This window comes from Prosthecobacter sp., assembly GCF_049294395.1.
Lineage (GTDB): Bacteria > Verrucomicrobiota > Verrucomicrobiia > Verrucomicrobiales > Verrucomicrobiaceae > Prosthecobacter.
The window spans coordinates 1-15,050 of record NZ_JBAQCR010000044.1 but is presented as its reverse complement, the minus strand read 5'-3'; the positions used below and the strand labels follow the sequence as shown (position 1 = coordinate 15,050).

At 60.4% G+C, this 15,050-nt stretch carries 16 protein-coding genes and 1 pseudogene; 6 read left to right on the top strand and 11 right to left on the bottom strand.

Annotated features, from left to right (window positions below; genetic code table 11):
* From WAW39_RS02970 to WAW39_RS02955, 4 genes and pseudogenes are all read left to right on the top strand, one after another.
* Positions 1 to 328 (top strand): annotated as a pseudogene (locus tag WAW39_RS02970) (hypothetical protein); the annotation flags it as partial.
* Between the two features lie 434 nt (positions 329 to 762).
* Entirely contained in the window at positions 763 to 1,434 is a 672-nt protein-coding gene (locus WAW39_RS02965; protein ID WP_422315614.1) for a hypothetical protein, read from the top strand.
* Positions 1,435 to 1,507: 73 nt separating this feature from the next.
* Positions 1,508 to 2,818 (top strand): cytochrome c biogenesis protein ResB, encoded by a 1,311-nt coding sequence (locus WAW39_RS02960; protein ID WP_422315612.1) that lies wholly within the window; start codon positions 1,508 to 1,510, stop codon positions 2,816 to 2,818.
* A gap of 27 nt (positions 2,819 to 2,845) precedes the next feature.
* Entirely contained in the window at positions 2,846 to 4,888 is a 2,043-nt protein-coding gene (locus WAW39_RS02955) for a cytochrome c biogenesis protein (RefSeq protein ID WP_422315610.1), read from the top strand.
* A gap of 292 nt (positions 4,889 to 5,180) precedes the next feature.
* Here the strand turns inward: WAW39_RS02955 and WAW39_RS02950 are convergent, their stop codons facing one another.
* From WAW39_RS02950 to WAW39_RS02910, 9 genes are all read right to left on the bottom strand, one after another.
* Positions 5,181 to 5,816, bottom strand: a complete 636-nt coding sequence (locus WAW39_RS02950; RefSeq protein ID WP_422315608.1) for an N-acetylmuramoyl-L-alanine amidase family protein — start codon at positions 5,814 to 5,816, stop codon at positions 5,181 to 5,183.
* 187 nt (positions 5,817 to 6,003) lie between these two features.
* Complete coding sequence (locus tag WAW39_RS02945; RefSeq protein WP_422315606.1) at positions 6,004 to 6,867, bottom strand: type II secretion system protein; 864 nt, start codon at positions 6,865 to 6,867, stop codon at positions 6,004 to 6,006.
* 242 nt (positions 6,868 to 7,109) lie between these two features.
* Positions 7,110 to 7,925 (bottom strand): type II secretion system protein, encoded by an 816-nt coding sequence (locus WAW39_RS02940; RefSeq protein WP_422315604.1) that lies wholly within the window; start codon positions 7,923 to 7,925, stop codon positions 7,110 to 7,112.
* A 253-nt stretch (positions 7,926 to 8,178) separates the two neighbouring features.
* On the bottom strand, positions 8,179 to 8,874 hold the full coding sequence (locus WAW39_RS02935; protein WP_422315602.1) for a type II secretion system protein: 696 nt from the start codon (positions 8,872 to 8,874) through the stop codon (positions 8,179 to 8,181).
* 141 nt (positions 8,875 to 9,015) lie between these two features.
* Positions 9,016 to 9,834, bottom strand: a complete 819-nt coding sequence (locus WAW39_RS02930) for an LpxI family protein (RefSeq protein ID WP_422315600.1) — start codon at positions 9,832 to 9,834, stop codon at positions 9,016 to 9,018.
* A complete protein-coding gene (locus WAW39_RS02925) occupies positions 9,831 to 10,052 on the bottom strand; it encodes a pilus assembly protein HicB (protein ID WP_395735039.1) in 222 nt (73 codons plus the stop codon). The genes WAW39_RS02930 and WAW39_RS02925 overlap by 4 nt, the downstream gene beginning before the upstream one ends.
* Positions 10,049 to 10,252, bottom strand: a complete 204-nt coding sequence (locus tag WAW39_RS02920) for a type II toxin-antitoxin system HicA family toxin (RefSeq protein WP_422315597.1) — start codon at positions 10,250 to 10,252, stop codon at positions 10,049 to 10,051. The genes WAW39_RS02925 and WAW39_RS02920 overlap by 4 nt, the downstream gene beginning before the upstream one ends.
* A 3-nt stretch (positions 10,253 to 10,255) precedes the next feature.
* A complete protein-coding gene (locus WAW39_RS02915; RefSeq protein ID WP_422315595.1) occupies positions 10,256 to 11,056 on the bottom strand; it encodes a TatD family hydrolase in 801 nt (266 codons plus the stop codon).
* A 72-nt stretch (positions 11,057 to 11,128) separates the two neighbouring features.
* Entirely contained in the window at positions 11,129 to 11,407 is a 279-nt protein-coding gene (locus tag WAW39_RS02910) for a hypothetical protein (RefSeq protein ID WP_422315593.1), read from the bottom strand.
* Between the two features lie 82 nt (positions 11,408 to 11,489).
* Between WAW39_RS02910 and moeB the strand changes: the two genes are divergently transcribed.
* Positions 11,490 to 12,629 (top strand): molybdopterin-synthase adenylyltransferase MoeB, encoded by a 1,140-nt coding sequence (gene moeB / locus WAW39_RS02905; protein WP_422315591.1) that lies wholly within the window; start codon positions 11,490 to 11,492, stop codon positions 12,627 to 12,629.
* A 6-nt stretch (positions 12,630 to 12,635) separates the two neighbouring features.
* Positions 12,636 to 12,824 carry a hypothetical protein gene (locus WAW39_RS02900; RefSeq protein ID WP_422315589.1) on the top strand — a complete coding sequence of 63 codons (189 nt, stop codon included), beginning with the start codon at positions 12,636 to 12,638 and terminating at the stop codon, positions 12,822 to 12,824.
* 272 nt (positions 12,825 to 13,096) lie between these two features.
* On the opposite strand, the gene WAW39_RS02895 is transcribed toward WAW39_RS02900, so the two are convergent.
* Together WAW39_RS02895 and WAW39_RS02890 are read right to left on the bottom strand one after the other, a co-directional pair.
* Positions 13,097 to 13,987, bottom strand: a complete 891-nt coding sequence (locus tag WAW39_RS02895; protein WP_422315587.1) for an alpha/beta fold hydrolase — start codon at positions 13,985 to 13,987, stop codon at positions 13,097 to 13,099.
* 29 nt (positions 13,988 to 14,016) lie between these two features.
* Complete coding sequence (locus tag WAW39_RS02890; RefSeq protein ID WP_422315585.1) at positions 14,017 to 14,874, bottom strand: TIGR00730 family Rossman fold protein; 858 nt, start codon at positions 14,872 to 14,874, stop codon at positions 14,017 to 14,019.
* Positions 14,875 to 15,050 lie beyond the last annotated feature (176 nt).

Below are 15,050 nucleotides of genomic sequence, written 5' to 3'. Positions count from 1 at the left end.
AGCCGCTGATGCGAAACCCGCCGCTGCTCCTGCCGCAGGCAGTGACGTCATCAAGACCGTGATGAAGCAGTATCACAAGGGCGATGATGCCCTCTGCAAAAAGGTGGGCACGACCGCCACCGATGCGGAACTGGCCACACTGCTCAAAGCCTATCAAGACATGTGCGCCGCCGCACCGCCGAAAGGTGACAAGGCCGCATGGGTCACCAAATGTCAGGCGCTCATTGGTGCGGTGAAACAGGTGCAGGCGAAAGACGCCGCCGGAGCCGCCGCCTACAAGGCTGCGGTGAACTGCAAAGCCTGCCACACCGACCACAAGGGCGCGTGAGCTGCGTTTCATGGAGCGCGGAATTTATTCCGCAGCACTCCGCGTGCGCCCTCGGCTCTGCGCTGTTCCTGCAGCGTCTCGATAACGCCCGGGCCTGCGCGTGCGCGAAGCGTCTTGGAGTGCGTGCGGCAAGCCTCGGCGCGACGCCGCTTTCGCATGCCGGACGGTATGCTCAAGACGAAGATCGTGATTCACTCCGCGAAAGCGGTGTCGTCGATGCAGGCTTGCGCCGTGCATCTGCGCGACCGCACTCCACGACGCTTGGCGCGCGGCAGCAGGTTACCAGACTCACTCACGGTTCGTATGAACTAAGGCTCACAAATCTGCGAGCAACACCCTCCATCAAGCACCCTTCATCCCTGCCTGTTTATCTCTGCGTTCCTGCGCATCTTCGTGGCAATCACGAAGGATGCTGCTAATCATTCCGCCCCCTCATGCGTTCCCTGACGATGACATTCCTCCAACCATCCTGCGCGCTGCTCGCGTGCAGTCTTTTCATGACTTCCTGCGATCGTTTGCAGGAGCGTGAAGCCATCACCGAAACGCGTGACATTTCCAGCCATGCCGCGAAGCCGCATGCGGACATCCCCAGCTCCACACGCTTCTATGATGATGCGAAAGAGCAGCCCCAGCAGCGGCCCAATTTCCGCGAACTGCTCACTTGGACCCTGCCTGAAGGCTGGAAGGAATCCGCCACGCCAGACCCCATGGGCATGCGTCTGCTTGACCTGAGATTTGGCCCGAATCAGGAAGGTGAATGCTACATCTCCCTCATGCCCGGACCCGCAGGTGGTCTGGAGGCCAACGTGAACCGCTGGCGCACTCAGATGGGACAGCCGCCCTACACGGCGGACGAGATCGCCAAGCTGCCGAAGAAACCCTTCTTCAATCGCGACGCGACGTTTGTGGCCTTCGATGGCGACTTCAAAGGCTTCGGTGCTGAGGCGGCCAAAACCGGCTACCGCATGCTCGGCCTCATTCATTCCGCCGATCAGGCCACGATCTTCGTCAAGCTCACCGGACCCAAGGCGCTCGTGGAGCAAAACACCGCCGCCTTTGATGCTTTCTGCCTGTCGATCAAACCGAACCTGCCCAAGCAAGAATAGTGTCGGCTGAAGCGCCTGCGCTCGTCGTTCCTTGTTTTTGATTTCGTCATTCCCCAGCCCCCGCACCTCCGTCGTGTCCGACTCATCCAAATCTCTTCCCGCGAAAGTCTTCGCGTTTCTTTCCAGCTTCGGCCTTGCCACCTCGGTGCTGGTCATGCTGCTGGTGCTCACCTTTCTCGGCACGCTGGAGCAGGCGGAGCACGGCCTCGTTGCCAGTCAGGCGCGCTACTTTGAGTCCGCGTTCATTGACCGCATCGACATCGGTGCCTGCTGGCGCGCACTCGCCTTCAATGCCTACTGGGACATCGGCAATGTGTCCCTGCCGCTCTACATCGTGCCCGGCGGTTACACACTCATGGCGATCCTCTTCGTGAATCTGCTCTGCGGCGGCATCATGCGCATCCGCAAGTCGCCCAAGACCATCGGCGTCATCATTTCCCACTTCGCCATCCTGTTCATGATCGCCGCCGGTGCGGTGACGCATCACTTCGCCAAAGAGGGCAACATGAACCTGCGTGAAGGCCAGACGGCGGACGAGTTCCTCAGCTTCCATGACCGGGTGATCGAGATCGAAAAAGTGCAGACGGATCCCAAGGCCAAACGCAGCGTGCTGGTGATCGACGAAGCGAAGTATCGTGATCTGACCGATGGCAAGGGGCGCACCTTCACCAGCGAGAGCCTGCCGTTTGATCTCATGATCACCAGCTGGAGGAAGAACGCCCAGCCCAAGCGCGATGCCGAGGGCAGCCGTGCGGATGCCGTGGACGGCTACTTCATTCAGGAGCTGCCTCAGTTGGATGAAACCGGTGCCGCGATGGCGGACGAGCAGCTTGGCAGCGCCTGCGTTGCCATCGCGAAGATCAAAAAGGGCGACGAAAAACAGACGGGCATCCTGTGGGAGTTTGCCGCCGCGCCCTGGACCGTCACCGTCGGTGCGGACAAGTACCTCATCTCACTGGTGCATCGCACCTATAAGCTGCCCTTCGCCGTGCGTCTGGACCAGACCGAGGAGGAAAAACACCCCGGCACCGAGCGTGCGCGGCGCTTCAGCAGCAAGGTCACCAAAATCAGCGGCGACCATGAGGAGAAGCGTTACATCACCATGAACGAGCCCGTGCGCAGCGAAGGCTATGCCGTGTTCCAGAGCACCTTCAGCTCGGGCGAGCAGGAAGGCACCGGCGTGAAAAGCTCCGGCTTCATGATCGTCGAAAATCCTGCGGATCACTGGCCGCTCATCTCCTGCATCATCGTGGCAGAAGGCCTGCTGCTGCACTTCCTCATGATGCTGGCCCGTTTCATCAAGGTGAACCCCTGGGCTTTCTCCCTCAGTCTTATCGCCGCCTTCAACGCCGCCTTCGCCCTCGCGATGTGGAAGCTGCTCTAACCGCCCCACGGCCCACGTATTCTCTGCATGAAAACTCTTCGTTCCGCCCTCCTCGCGCTGTTCTCGCTCAGCGGCTTTGCCGCCGCTGCTGAACTTCCGCCGCTCGATCTGTTCCGCGACAAGGAGGTCGTGGAAACCTTCGCATCCATCCCGGTGCAGGAATCCGGCCGCATCAAGCCCCTCGAAAACGTCGCCAGCTATCGCCTGCTGCGCTTTCGGGCCCGCCGCAGCATCTGGCTGACGGACAGCGGTGAAATGGATGGCAAGCCGCTCGTGGATCCAGCGACGCAGAAGCTGATCGAAAAAGAAGGCAGTACGCCCGAAAAGCCCAAGCCCGTGAAGCTCAGTGCCGTGGAATGGATGCTGATGAGCTGGTTCCGCCCGGACATCGGCAGGACTGTGCCGCTGTTCAAGGTGGACAACTCCTCCGCCATCACCGAGCTCGGCCTCACGGCCAAGGCCAAGCGCGACCAGTACACCTACGCTGAGATCGAGCCCGCACGGCAGGTCATGATGAAGAAGATGGGCGAGTATCGCGTGATTCCCTCCCGGAAGCAGACGCCCGAACAGCGCATGATTGTGCAGCTCGCCGCCAACTTCCTCGACTATGAAATGATCATGGGGCATTTCGACTTCATCCGTGAGCCCCTGGGTGAAAAGCCGGAAGGACTGCCTGCCGGAGTGACCCTGCCAGTTCGCCTCTCGAAGAGTATCAACACCCTGATTGCAGCCATTCGGACCAACAACGGACCGCCGATGCAGCTCCCATGGTTCAGGGCTTTTGCACAGGGTGCTCTGGGTGCCATGATGAGCGGCAATGCTGAGCAGCAGCTCCGCATCTTCCCGCCAGCCCCTGGAGCCAACAATGTCTGGAACGGTCCCGGCGAGATGATCTTCGGCGCGATCAACAGCGACAAAGACGTGCCGGCGGATCAGCTTGCCTGGCTGGCGCAGTATGAAGAGGTTTACCTGGCCCTGCCAGATGCGGCGAAGTTCAAGGCCGCCTCCAAGGCGCTGCTGACCAAAATTCAAGACGCCGCCAAAGCACGCGGGGAAGGGCAGTCCATCGCCTTGGAACGTCATTCCATGCGGGCGGATTACTTCTTCTATTCGCAGTGGATTTTCCTCGTGGGATTCATCGCCGTGGCGCTCACCTGGGTTTCACCGGGGTCACGCTTTGAAAAAGCGGCCCGGCTCAGCGCATGGCTGCTGCTGGGTGCAGCGACAGCCCTGGCGGTGACGGGTGTGGTGATCCGCTGCATCATCATGCAGCGCCCGCCGATCACCACCTTGTATGAAACGATTCTCTTCATCGGCGCCTCCTGCGCCTTGCTCGGCTTGATTGCGGAGTGGATCACGAAACGCGGGCTGGGACTGCTCGTGACGGCCATCGGCGGCACGGCCTGCATGTTCCTCTCCATCCAGTTTGAGGCCTCCGAAGCCACCGACACCCTGCAGCAGCTTCAGGCCGTGCTGATCACGAACTTCTGGCTCTCAACCCATGTGCCGATGATCAATCTCGGCTACGCGGCCTGCATGGTCGCCGCCTTGATTTCGATGATCTATTTCATCCAGCGCCTCTTTGGCGTGTTCAAAACCGGGGAAGGGGACTCGCGCCTGCTGACCCGCGTCGCCTACGGTTTCATCGCCACCGGCTTGTTCCTCTCGCTGGTGGGCACCGTCCTCGGCGGCATCTGGGCGAACTACAGCTGGGGCCGCTTCTGGGGCTGGGATCCGAAGGAAAACGGCGCGCTCATGATCGTGCTGATGTGCCTCGTCATTCTGCATGCGCGCCTCGGCGGTTACATCCGCGAGATCGGCCTGCACTGCTGCAATCTCATCCTCGGCTGCATCGTGATCTTCTCGTGGTTCGGCGTGAACCAGCTCGGCGTCGGCCTGCATGCCTACGGCTTCACGGACGGCATCTGGCCAAAGATCTACGGCTACTGGCTCAGCCAGCTGCTGCTGATGGGCTACGGCGTGTTTCTGTCGTTCAGCGAGCGCCGGGTCAAGACGACCAAGGTGGAGAACGTTGAAGACGTGAAGCTGGCAAAGTCCCCGGCGCACTGAGAGTGGCACTGTGAGGTCGCCACCTAGCGTGGCGGCTTTTCGTTCTGAGAGCCGTAAAACACCAGCGTTCACGCGGGCGCGACAGCGTCTTGGAGTGCGTGCGGCAAGCCTGGGCGCGCCGCCGCTTTCGCAATCTGGACGGCGGGCTCACTAAGCTTAGCAAAAGCAGAGTCGCCGTTGCAGGCTTTCGCCGTGGGAATTGGGTGATGGTTCAGCGGAGGCTTGTCAAACCATTGCAAACGACTGCAAACAACGCCAGCCACTGCAAACTTCTGTTTCGAAGGAGCGTCCCTTACTTTGACTTCCTGAACGCGATGATGCCCTGGGCGATGCCTTCGGCGATCCTGGCGCGAAACTCACCGGTCAGCATGCGGGCGCGTTCGGTGGAGTTGCTGACGAAGCCGCATTCGACGAGCACGGCCGGATTCTTATTGGTGGCACGGATGACGTGGAAGTTGGCGTTCTTCACGCCGCGATTAAGCATGCTGCTGCGCTGCACAAGGTAGGCCTGGATGTAGGCCGCGAGCATGTAGCTGGAGGAGAAGTGGTAGTAGGTCTCCGCACCGGCGCCGCTGCCACCGCGGTTGTAGTTGTAATGGATGCTGACGAAGATGGAGTTGCCCCGGCTGTTGCCGAGAGCGGAGCGGTCCTGCAGGGGGATGAAGACGTCACGGCTGCGGGACATGATGACCTTCAGGCCTTCTTTTTTGAGGAGCTGCTCCACGCGGCGCGCGGTGTCCAGCGCCAGGTGCTTTTCATAAACATAGCCGATGGCCGCACCGCGGTCATGAGCACCATGGCCGGGATCAAGGATGACGGTGTCAAAAGCGTGAGCCTTGCTCAGCAGCATCAAAACCGTCAGCGCAACCCAGCAAGGGCCTGTGAGCAGGCGGTTCAAAGCATGGCGAGGGGTGGGGAAAGTCGGCATGTGATTCGGGAGGTGAGAGCGAGGCAGGTTTCGCATGAACAAGCCTGCAAGCTCATCTTGGGTATAGTAATCGAAGATGCAGGGAAAGGGTCAAGTGGTTTGCCTGCAAACCTTCGGAACAAGGCAGAAAAAAACCGCCGGATGGAGCACATCCGGCGGTGTAGATCTTATTGAGGCTGATGACTGATTACAGTCCGGAAGGTGGCAGGCCACCAGGGGCGCCAGGAGCACCAAGCGGAGCCGGAGGAGCACCGCCGGGCATTCCACCAGGGAGGGGAGCGGGAGCGCCAAGGCCGCCAGGAGGAAGGCCGCCGGGCAGCTGTCCCTGTCCGCCAATGCCGGGATTGGTGTTCATGCTGTTGTTGCCATAGACCACCTGCAGAATGCGCTGCGGGATGCCCTGTGAGGCTTGGGTGAAGAGGTTGAGGCCGCCAGCCATGATTTTAGGGCCGACGGAACCTCTCTTGCCTGCCAGAGCTTCAACGGCCACGCTGCCGTCGTTGCGACCGATGATGATCTTGCCACCAGGCCAGGTGCGGCCGGGAACGACCTGACCTGCCACGTCGGCATTCCAAAGGGGCGGCCAGCTGATGGAGACTGGGTTTTCAAAGACGATGGGCATGTTGCCCACGGTGGTGTCCGTCTGGTTGCCGGTCATGGCCCAGTGGTTTTCACCTGGCATCAGCGCATTGCCGTAGTTGGGGGCCTGGCCGATGTTGTTGTCCGGGTTGTAGCCGGCAGGGCAGCCGAAGATGCGCTCATCCGTCACGATCTGTTCCTGGATCATGTAACGGTAGGCGTCATTGGCGCTTTGGGCCATGCTGCCTGTCAGCGGGTTGGCCACGGAGTCAGGATACTGGCTGTTGTTGTCTTTGGAAAACTGCTTGAGCGCGAGGATGACCTGCTTGCAGTTGTTGACGCCTTTCATCTGATTGCCTTGGGTCTGGACCATCGTGAAGGCGGGCACGGCCAAACTCGCGAGAATCGCGATGATCGTGATCACCACCAACAGCTCGATCAGAGTGAAGGCTTGGTTTCGTTTCGTTTTCATTATGTGGGTATGTTTTGGGTTGGGTATGATGTTATTAGGACACCGGAATTAATTCGGCACCCAAGGATTAGACCCAAGTGGGGGCTGAAATGCGAGAAAAAAATGTCACCTTTCGAGGCACGGGGGCAAAGTCATCCCAAGTGCTACACAAGGGCAGGGGATTGCCTGCATGCCCAGGCACAAAAAAGCCGCCGGATGGCGTGCATCCGGCGGCGTGGAGTGTCTCTAGATTTTATGACCGATCACAGCCCCGCAGGCGGCAGGCCTCCGGGAGTCAAACCGGGAACCGGAGGGGCTGCAGGAGTGCCTCCCACGGCGAGAGGCGGGGGCAGATTTGGGTCAGCAAGCATGCGTTCAATTTGCCCTTGGTTGCCATAAACCACCTGCAGAACGCGCTGCGGAATGCCGTCTGAGGCCTGTGTAAACAGGTTCAAGTTACCGGCCATGCCTTTGGGGCCGACCATGCCTTTGGTGTCTGCCAGCGCTTCGAGCGCGACGCTGCCGTCGTTGCGCCCAATGATGATCTTGCCATCGGCCCAGGTCCGGCCCGGAGCGATCTTGCCTGCCATGTCGGCATTCCAGAGCGGAGGCCAGCTTGGGGAGGCTGGGTTTTCAAACACGAGGGGCATGTTGCCCACCGTGGTGTCCGTCTGGCCGGCCGTCATCGCCCAGTGGTTTTCACCGGGCAGCAAGGCATTGCCATAGTTGGGGCTCAGACCGATGGTGCCATCCGGATTGTAACCGGAGGGGCAGCCAAAGATGCGCTCATCCGGAGCGCACTTTTCCTGGATCATGTAGCGGAACGCGTCATTGGCGTTTTGGGCCAGGCTCCCGGTCACCGGATTGGGCACGGTGTCGGGGTACTGGCTGCTGTGGTCCTTTGCGAACAGTTTCATCGCGAGGATGACCTGCCTGGCGTTGCTGACGCCTTTGTTCTGATTGGCGATCCTCTGAACGATGGTGTAGGCGGGTACCGCCAATCCCGCGAGAATCGCGATGATTGTGATCACCACCAACAACTCGATCAGAGTGAAGGCTTGGTTTCGTTTCGTTTTCATTTTATGCGTTTGTTTATCTTTGCTTTATTATGTTATGTGAATAACGGAATATTCCGCTATCCACCCCAATTAGACCCAAACGAGGGCTGAAATACGAGACAAGAATTTAGCCGTCCCTGACGTGGCGGCAGGCGTAGGGAAATCCAGGCCTGAGCCGCTGTAGATGAACTGGCCCGGGACAAAAGCACAAAAAAGCCGCCGGATGCGGCGCATCCGACGGCGTCGATTGTCTGCAGTTTAATTGATGGGTCGCCTACTTTTTATAAACCACCTGCAGGACGCGCTGGGGGATGCCTTGAGAAGCTTGGGTGAAGAGGTCGTTGCCATCGGCCAAGATTTTGGGGCCGACCTTGCCTTGGTCGCCAGCCAGAGTTTCGACAGCGACGCTGCCGGCGTTGCGACCGATGATGATCTGGCCACCCGGCCAGGTGCGGCCGGGTTGGATCTGGCCTGCGACGTCGGCATTCCAAACCGGAGGCCAGCTGTTCGTGGCGGGGTTTTCAAACACGAGGGGCATGCTGCCCACCGTGGTGTCCGTCTGGCCGGACGTCAGCGCCCAGTGGTTTTCACCGGGCATCAGGGCATTGCCATAGCTGGGGGCTTTGCCGATGTTGTTGTCCGGATTGTAGCCGACGGGGCAGCCAAAGATGCGCTCATCGGTCACGATCTGTTCCTGGATCATGAAGCGGAAGGCGTCATTGGCGTTCTGTGCCATGCTTCCCGTCAGCGGGTTGGCCACGGAGTCCGGATACTGGCTGCCGTTGTCTTTGGCGAACAGCTTCAGCGCGATGATGATCTGCTTGCAGTTGTTGACGCCTTTCATCTGATTCTCCTGAGTCTGGGCCATGGTGGTGAAGGCGGGCAAGGCCAGGCTCGCGAGAATGGCGGTGATCGTGATCACCACCAACAGCTCGATCAGAGTGAAGGCGTGGTTGCGTTTCGTTTTCATGGGATGTGTAAGTTGATGGGTGGGATGATGTGATTTGAAAAACGGAATATTCCGCTATTCACCCCACTTAGACTTAAACGCAGTTGAAATACGAGGCAAGAATTGTGCCGTTCATCACATGGCGTTAGCCGTAGGTAAAACTCACGCCAGGGCCAGAAGAGTCACTTTGAGCTCCTGGCAGAGCCTGAAAACTTCCTCCCGTCCGAGGAGCAGGGTCATGCCCGCCTCCACGGCGATCAAGTCCACTCCGGCAGCCGCCGCGGTGCGGATCGTCTCCGGTCCCACCACGGGCACATCAAAGCGCATGTCCTGATTGGGCTTCGAGACCTTCACCATCGTGGCGCCGCCACGGCCCAGGGCACCGCCGCGCTTGACGGCCTCATTCGTGCCCTCAAAGGCCTCCACCGCCAGCACCGTGCCGTTCTTCACCACCACCGTCTGGCCGATGTCCAGCCGGCTGCTTTCCTTGGCGATTTTGAAGCCGTACTCCGCATCTTCCTGCCGCCGCTTCTTGATCTGCGGTCCCGCCACATGGCCGGGCCCGGGCATCAGGTCTTCGAGAAAAGTCGTGGCAGGCAGCAGCGTGATGCCATCCTTCGCCAGCTCATTGGCGATGCCACCAAACAGCGTCTCCGCGTTCCGCTGCTTCAGCTTTGCCATCATGATCAGCGTGCGGAAGTCCGGGCGCAGATCGAAGAGATTCTTCGGCGCGATCTGCCCCACCATCACCGTCTGCGTCACGCCCTGCTTTTTGAAAAAGGAAATCATCTTGCCCAGCTGCCCCACGCGGAACCACTCGATGGCATCCACCATGCCTGCCAGCTCCGGCTTCGTCTCATTCGTAAACGCCGCCGCCACTAGCTTCTTCACCCCAGCCTTCCGCGCCGCAGCCACAAAGGTTTCCGGATAAATGCCGTTTCCGGCAATGAGGGCGATGGTGTCGAGGTTCGGGGCGGTCATGCGCATTCCAGCATTGGACGTACTCGAGGCTTAGGCAAGCGGCGTCCTGCTTTGGCTAGATCGCTGATGACTTCGTCCACGACTTCGCAAAGCTCTTCATAAAGTTTCACGGGATTGTCACCATGAATTCCAGTGATCAAATCAGGGCAATGACCGACGTAAACACCGTCCTTGGCGCTCCAATCGACCCATTTGTGATATTTGTCGGCGGTTTTCATTCGAGTGTTTTGTCGATAGCTTGGCGGATTTGCTTCTCCTGATAATGTTTCACATCAGCTCCCTCTTTTCCACTGACAGTGACCGCACCAAGATAGCGCGAATGATAAAATTTGCGATGTGAACCTTTGCCGCCTCCTGCTGATTGGGAAAACCCGGCACGGAGCAGATCTCGGATGAGTTCGCGGACTTTTCTTGGCATGGTTTAAAGCTTAAACTTCTCACACTGCCCCATGAACTTCCTCGGGTTGTCCCAAGCCACGCGCTGGATCATCTCCGCACTCCACCCGCGCTGGCGCATGGCCTGCATGGTCTTCGGCACGGCGAGGGGATCGCTGATGCCCCAGTCGCAGGCGCTGTTCATCCAGATTTGTTCGGCGTGGCGCTGCTCCAGCATGTCGATGGCGCGGTTCGGGGTGCATTTGCTTTCAGGATACAGCGTGATACCGGCCCAGAAGCCGTGATCGAGAACGTGGTCGATGGTGTGCTCTTCGACGTGGTCGATGATCACGCGCTCGGGCTTGATCTTGGGGAAGTTTTTCAGCGCTTCGACGATCAGGCGCGTGCCCTTGAGCTTGTCTTCCAAATGGGGCGTGTGGATGAGCACCAGCGCATCGTAATCCTGCGCCACCTGCACATGCTGCTCGAAGATTTTGAGCTCGTTGCGGCTGTTCTTGTTCAGGCCGATCTCGCCAATGCCGAGCACGCCGGGTTTGTCGATGAACTGCGGGATCAGCGCGATGACGTCGTCCGCCAGTTTGATATCCTCGGCCTCCTTCGGATTGATGCACAGCCAGGAGTAATGCTGGATGCCAAACTTCGCGGCACGCTTCGGCTCATACTCGGTGATCTGGCGGAAGTAGTCGTAGAAGCCTTCGGCGCTGGCGCGGTCGTAGCCGGCCCAGAACGCGGGCTCGCAGATCGCCTGGCAGCCGGCGATGGCCATGCGCTCATAGTCATCCGTGGTGCGGCTGACCATGTGGCCGTGGGGCTCGATGTAATTCATGGGGGGCGGTGGTTGGCGATGGTTTCCGGTTGTTGGGCGGCAATCACAAACGACTGCCAGCAACGACAACCCTCACTTCTTATACGCGCCAATCGCGCCCTGCATTGCCGCTTTCTCCACGGGTTCCACACTCGGATCGCTGAAACTCAGCAGCACATCGCGCGCGCGCTGGGGCTGGTCCTGGGAGAGCAGGGCGATGGCGTTTTTCAGGGCCTGCACGCGGAAGTCGCCTTCCTGCCCGGCACGCTGCACGCGGTCGAGAAAGGCGGCGAGGTCGATGAGCTTCGAACGCGAGTCCATGAAGCCCAGATCGACCAGATTGACTTGGGTTGGGGGTGTCCAATCAGGCATGTTGAGAATGTAGTCGCCCCATGCCCCATCGCAACCGCTGGATCGTTGCGCTGTCGATTCTGCATGCCATGGTGGGAGACTCATGCCCGACTTCACCCCTGACGAACTGAGCCGCTACGCGCGGCATTTGGCGATCCCCGAATTCGGGATCGAGGGCCAGCGCAAGCTGAAGGCGGCACGCGTGCTGTGCATCGGGGCAGGGGGTCTGGGCTCGCCCATCACGATGTATCTGGCGGCGGCAGGCATCGGCGGAATCGGCCTGGTGGACCCGGATGTGGTGGAGATCACCAATCTGCAGCGGCAGATTCTCTTCGGGCAGAAGGACCTCGGGCGCAAGAAGCTGGACGCCGCACGCGACCGGCTGGCCGACATCAATCCGCATGTCGACATCCAGGTTTACCCGGAGCTTTTCACCGCGGCGAATGCCATGAAGATCGCGGCGGACTACGATGTCATCATCGATGGCACGGACAATTTCCCCACGCGCTACCTCAGCAACGATGTGGCCGTGTGGCTGCGCAAGCCGAATGTGTATGGCAGCATCCTGCGCTTTGACGGGCAGGTGGGCGTGTTTGCCCCGCATCTCGGTGCGCCCTGCTACCGCTGCATGTGCCCGCAGCCCCCGCCTCCGGGCATGGTGCCCTCCTGTGCGGAAGGCGGCGTGCTGGGCGTGCTGCCGGGGCTCATCGGCACCATGCAGGCGCTGGAGGCCATCAAGCTCATCACCGGCATCGGCCAGCCGCTCCTTGGAAAACTGATGCATGTGGACACCCTGAGCATGCGCTTCCGCACGCTGACCCTGCGCCGGGACCCGGGCTGCCCCGTGTGCGGCGACCATCCCACCATCACCGAACCCATCGATTACCAAGGCTTCTGCGGCATCACCGCCGCCGCCCCTCCAGATGTTCCCACCATGACCGTTCACGAACTCAAAGAACTCCGCGAAGCCGGAGACAATCATTTCCTGCTGGATGTGCGCGAGCCGCACGAGCAAAGCATCTCACGCATCTCAGGTGCAGTGCTCATTCCCCTGGGCGAACTCGGAACCCGCACCGCCGAGCTGCCGCGCGACAGGCGCATCCTCGTTCACTGCAAGAGCGGCGGCCGCAGCGCGCGTGCCGTGAGCCTGCTGCGTGAGCAGGGCTTTGAAAACGTCTGGAACATCTCCGGCGGCATCATCGCCTGGGCGCGTGAAATTGACCCCTCCATGGCTGAATACTGAATACTGATGCAAAACGAAACCCAATGGCTCAATGATTTTCTGCCCCTGCTGCGCTGCCCGGACACGCACCAGCCCCTGCGCCGCGCGACGCCGGAGGAGTGTGCGGCCAACAAGGTGGACGCTGCCCTGGCGACCGCCGATGGCACGCGGGTGTTTGTGATTGATAACGGGATTCCGATTCTGCTGCCGAGGTAGGAGCGAAGGCGCGAAGGGATCTTGGCGGCCGAAGTTCCAATGGGGAGTCTGACCGTCCAGCGCGAATTTGGAGTGCGGCACGCGTAGCTGCCGCTTTCGAGCGTCTCGTGGTGCGCATGGGCTGACCGGCCTGCGAAGGATCACCGGCTGCCGCAGTCGGACATCTTCTTTCATGCGTGCGTCACCGAGTCCGGCTAAAGCGGTAGCTGCGTTCGTTCCTCACTCCGCGACCGCAGTCCATATGGAACGGCTGCGATACGAACGCATTGGTGCTACACCCTGCTCACCACCGGCACTTCCTTCTGCAATGCCGCCACGATGATCTGCTCCGCATGGGTGATGGGCAGGGAGTAGTGGCCATCAATCTCGGACCAGTGCGTCTCGGCCTGCGGGATGAGCTGGGCGATCTGCTGGGTGTAGGTCCAGGCGATGTTGCGGTCCTGCTTGCCATGCCAGAAGCGGATGGGGAAATTGATCTGGCTGACTTCGAAGCCCCATTCGCTGAGGTAGATGTCCGCATCGGCGATGACGCTGCGCGGGCCGCGATCCAGCGCGCCGAGCGTGGCATCCCGCACCACATCGTAGATGCCGGGTAGCAGCAGCACGCGGCGGTCTTCCTGACCCAGCAGTTTCATGAGCCAGCGCAGCGGTGCCTTGTGCGGATTTCCCCGGGCAGCCATGCCGCCCACGCGCAGGACGAGCCCGAGGATGGTGGGAAAATAATGCCGCAGCTGGATCATGAAGCGGTAGAGCCAGAACATCTGCCGGTCTCCCAGAAACTTCAGCGGGGGCGCACCGCAGATGATGGAGGCGGAGAGCAGGCGGCGGTTCAGCTTCAGCGCGGTGACGAGGACATACGGGCCGCCGCCGGACCAGCCGAGGACGTGGTAGTTGTCCGCACCCACATGCCTGGCCAGTTGTTCCAGCGTGTCCGGCCAGTCGAGCAAGGCGCGGCGCTGCTGGAAATCGGAGAGGCCGATGCCGGGGCGGTCCGGGCAGATGAGGCGCATGCCGTGCTTTTTGGCATGCTCATGGAAGAGCGAGCCCTGCACGCGTGAGGAGGGCCAGCCGTGGAAGTAGAAGGCCACCTCGCCGCGCGGATCACCGTACTCGCAATAGCCCAGCTTGAGGCCGTTGGAGAGGGTGAAGGTATGGTCTGACATGCGGGAGAGCGGGGGCGGAGTGTGCTGTTTCAATTCGCGCCTTCAAGCGCCTTTTCACCCAGCAGCGGACTGCTGCGCGGCACACGGTAGCGGCGCAGGCCGAACTGCGTGACGGCCTTGTCCTGCAAATGGGCCACGGCTTCATCCACGGAGTCGGTCCATTTGATGAGGTCGAGATCTTCCGCGCTGATGGTGGCGCCTTTGAGCATGTGGTCCATGAACTGGCGCATCTCCGGCCAGAAATCGCTGCCCATGATCACGATGGGGAAGCTCTTGAGCTTCCGCGTCTGGATGAGCGTGAGCGCCTCAAACATCTCGTCCATGGTGCCAAAGCCGCCGGGCATGATGATGAAGCCGTAGCTGTACTTGATGAGCAGCGTCTTGCGCACGAAGAAATGCTCCATGGTCACCCAGCGGTCGAGATAAGGATTGTGGCTTTGTTCAAAAGGCAGCCGGATGTTGCAGCCGACGCTGCGTCCTCCAGCATCTTTTGCGCCACGATTCGCAGCTTCCATGATGCCGGGGCCACCGCCCGTCAAAACGGTGAAGCCCATCTTCGCGATGGCCGCGCCCATGTCCCGCGCCAGTTTGTAGTAGGGATGATCTTCCGGGAAGCGGGCCGAGCCAAACACAGTGATGCACGGGCCCACGAAATGCAGCGAGCGGAAGCCGATGATGAAGTCCTTCGCCACGCTGTAGAGCAGCTGCAGATCCCGCAGACGGCGGTTTGGGCCGCTGAGGAGCGCGCGGTCCTCCAGCTGGCTGCAGAACTGCTCATCGGCGTGGATCTGGGCGGGGGTGACTTGCGTGACGGGCGCTGGCGCAGGAGCGCTGGTCGCCACCGTTCCGGGTTCGGGTTCCCGGTCGAGAAGGGTTGGAGCTGGCATGGTTGGTTTGATAAACTTGGAATGCAAATGCGGTGCTTTTGTTCACCACGATGTGGATTATTTAAAGAATTCCTAAACTGATTTCCAGTAAGCGAAACGCCTGTGGTGCTGCTCTCTGGCATGGGGTTGAAAGCCATGGGCACCTTCGATTCTGCCGCAGAGGGGCGGAGAGGCAG

Excerpts from the sequence above, each read along its gene's own strand:
- WAW39_RS02955 (WP_422315610.1), top strand. The coding sequence starts at position 2,846 with ATGAAAACTCTTCGTTCCGCCCTCCTCGCGCTGTTCTCGCTCAGCGGC.
- WAW39_RS02945 (WP_422315606.1), bottom strand. The coding sequence starts at position 6,867 with ATGAAAACGAAACGAAACCAAGCCTTCACTCTGATCGAGCTGTTGGTG.
- WAW39_RS02910 (WP_422315593.1), bottom strand. The coding sequence starts at position 11,407 with ATGCCTGATTGGACACCCCCAACCCAAGTCAATCTGGTCGATCTGGGC.
- WAW39_RS02925 (WP_395735039.1), bottom strand. The coding sequence starts at position 10,052 with ATGAAAACCGCCGACAAATATCACAAATGGGTCGATTGGAGCGCCAAG.
- WAW39_RS02965 (WP_422315614.1), top strand. The coding sequence starts at position 763 with ATGCGTTCCCTGACGATGACATTCCTCCAACCATCCTGCGCGCTGCTC.
- WAW39_RS02890 (WP_422315585.1), bottom strand. The coding sequence starts at position 14,874 with ATGCCAGCTCCAACCCTTCTCGACCGGGAACCCGAACCCGGAACGGTG.
- WAW39_RS02915 (WP_422315595.1), bottom strand. The coding sequence starts at position 11,056 with ATGAATTACATCGAGCCCCACGGCCACATGGTCAGCCGCACCACGGAT.
- WAW39_RS02930 (WP_422315600.1), bottom strand. The coding sequence starts at position 9,834 with ATGACCGCCCCGAACCTCGACACCATCGCCCTCATTGCCGGAAACGGC.
- WAW39_RS02950 (WP_422315608.1), bottom strand. The coding sequence starts at position 5,816 with ATGCCGACTTTCCCCACCCCTCGCCATGCTTTGAACCGCCTGCTCACA.
- WAW39_RS02935 (WP_422315602.1), bottom strand. The coding sequence starts at position 8,874 with ATGAAAACGAAACGCAACCACGCCTTCACTCTGATCGAGCTGTTGGTG.
- WAW39_RS02900 (WP_422315589.1), top strand. The coding sequence starts at position 12,636 with ATGCAAAACGAAACCCAATGGCTCAATGATTTTCTGCCCCTGCTGCGC.
- WAW39_RS02940 (WP_422315604.1), bottom strand. The coding sequence starts at position 7,925 with ATGAAAACGAAACGAAACCAAGCCTTCACTCTGATCGAGTTGTTGGTG.
- WAW39_RS02895 (WP_422315587.1), bottom strand. The coding sequence starts at position 13,987 with ATGTCAGACCATACCTTCACCCTCTCCAACGGCCTCAAGCTGGGCTAT.
- WAW39_RS02920 (WP_422315597.1), bottom strand. The coding sequence starts at position 10,252 with ATGCCAAGAAAAGTCCGCGAACTCATCCGAGATCTGCTCCGTGCCGGG.
- moeB (WP_422315591.1), top strand. The coding sequence starts at position 11,490 with ATGCCCGACTTCACCCCTGACGAACTGAGCCGCTACGCGCGGCATTTG.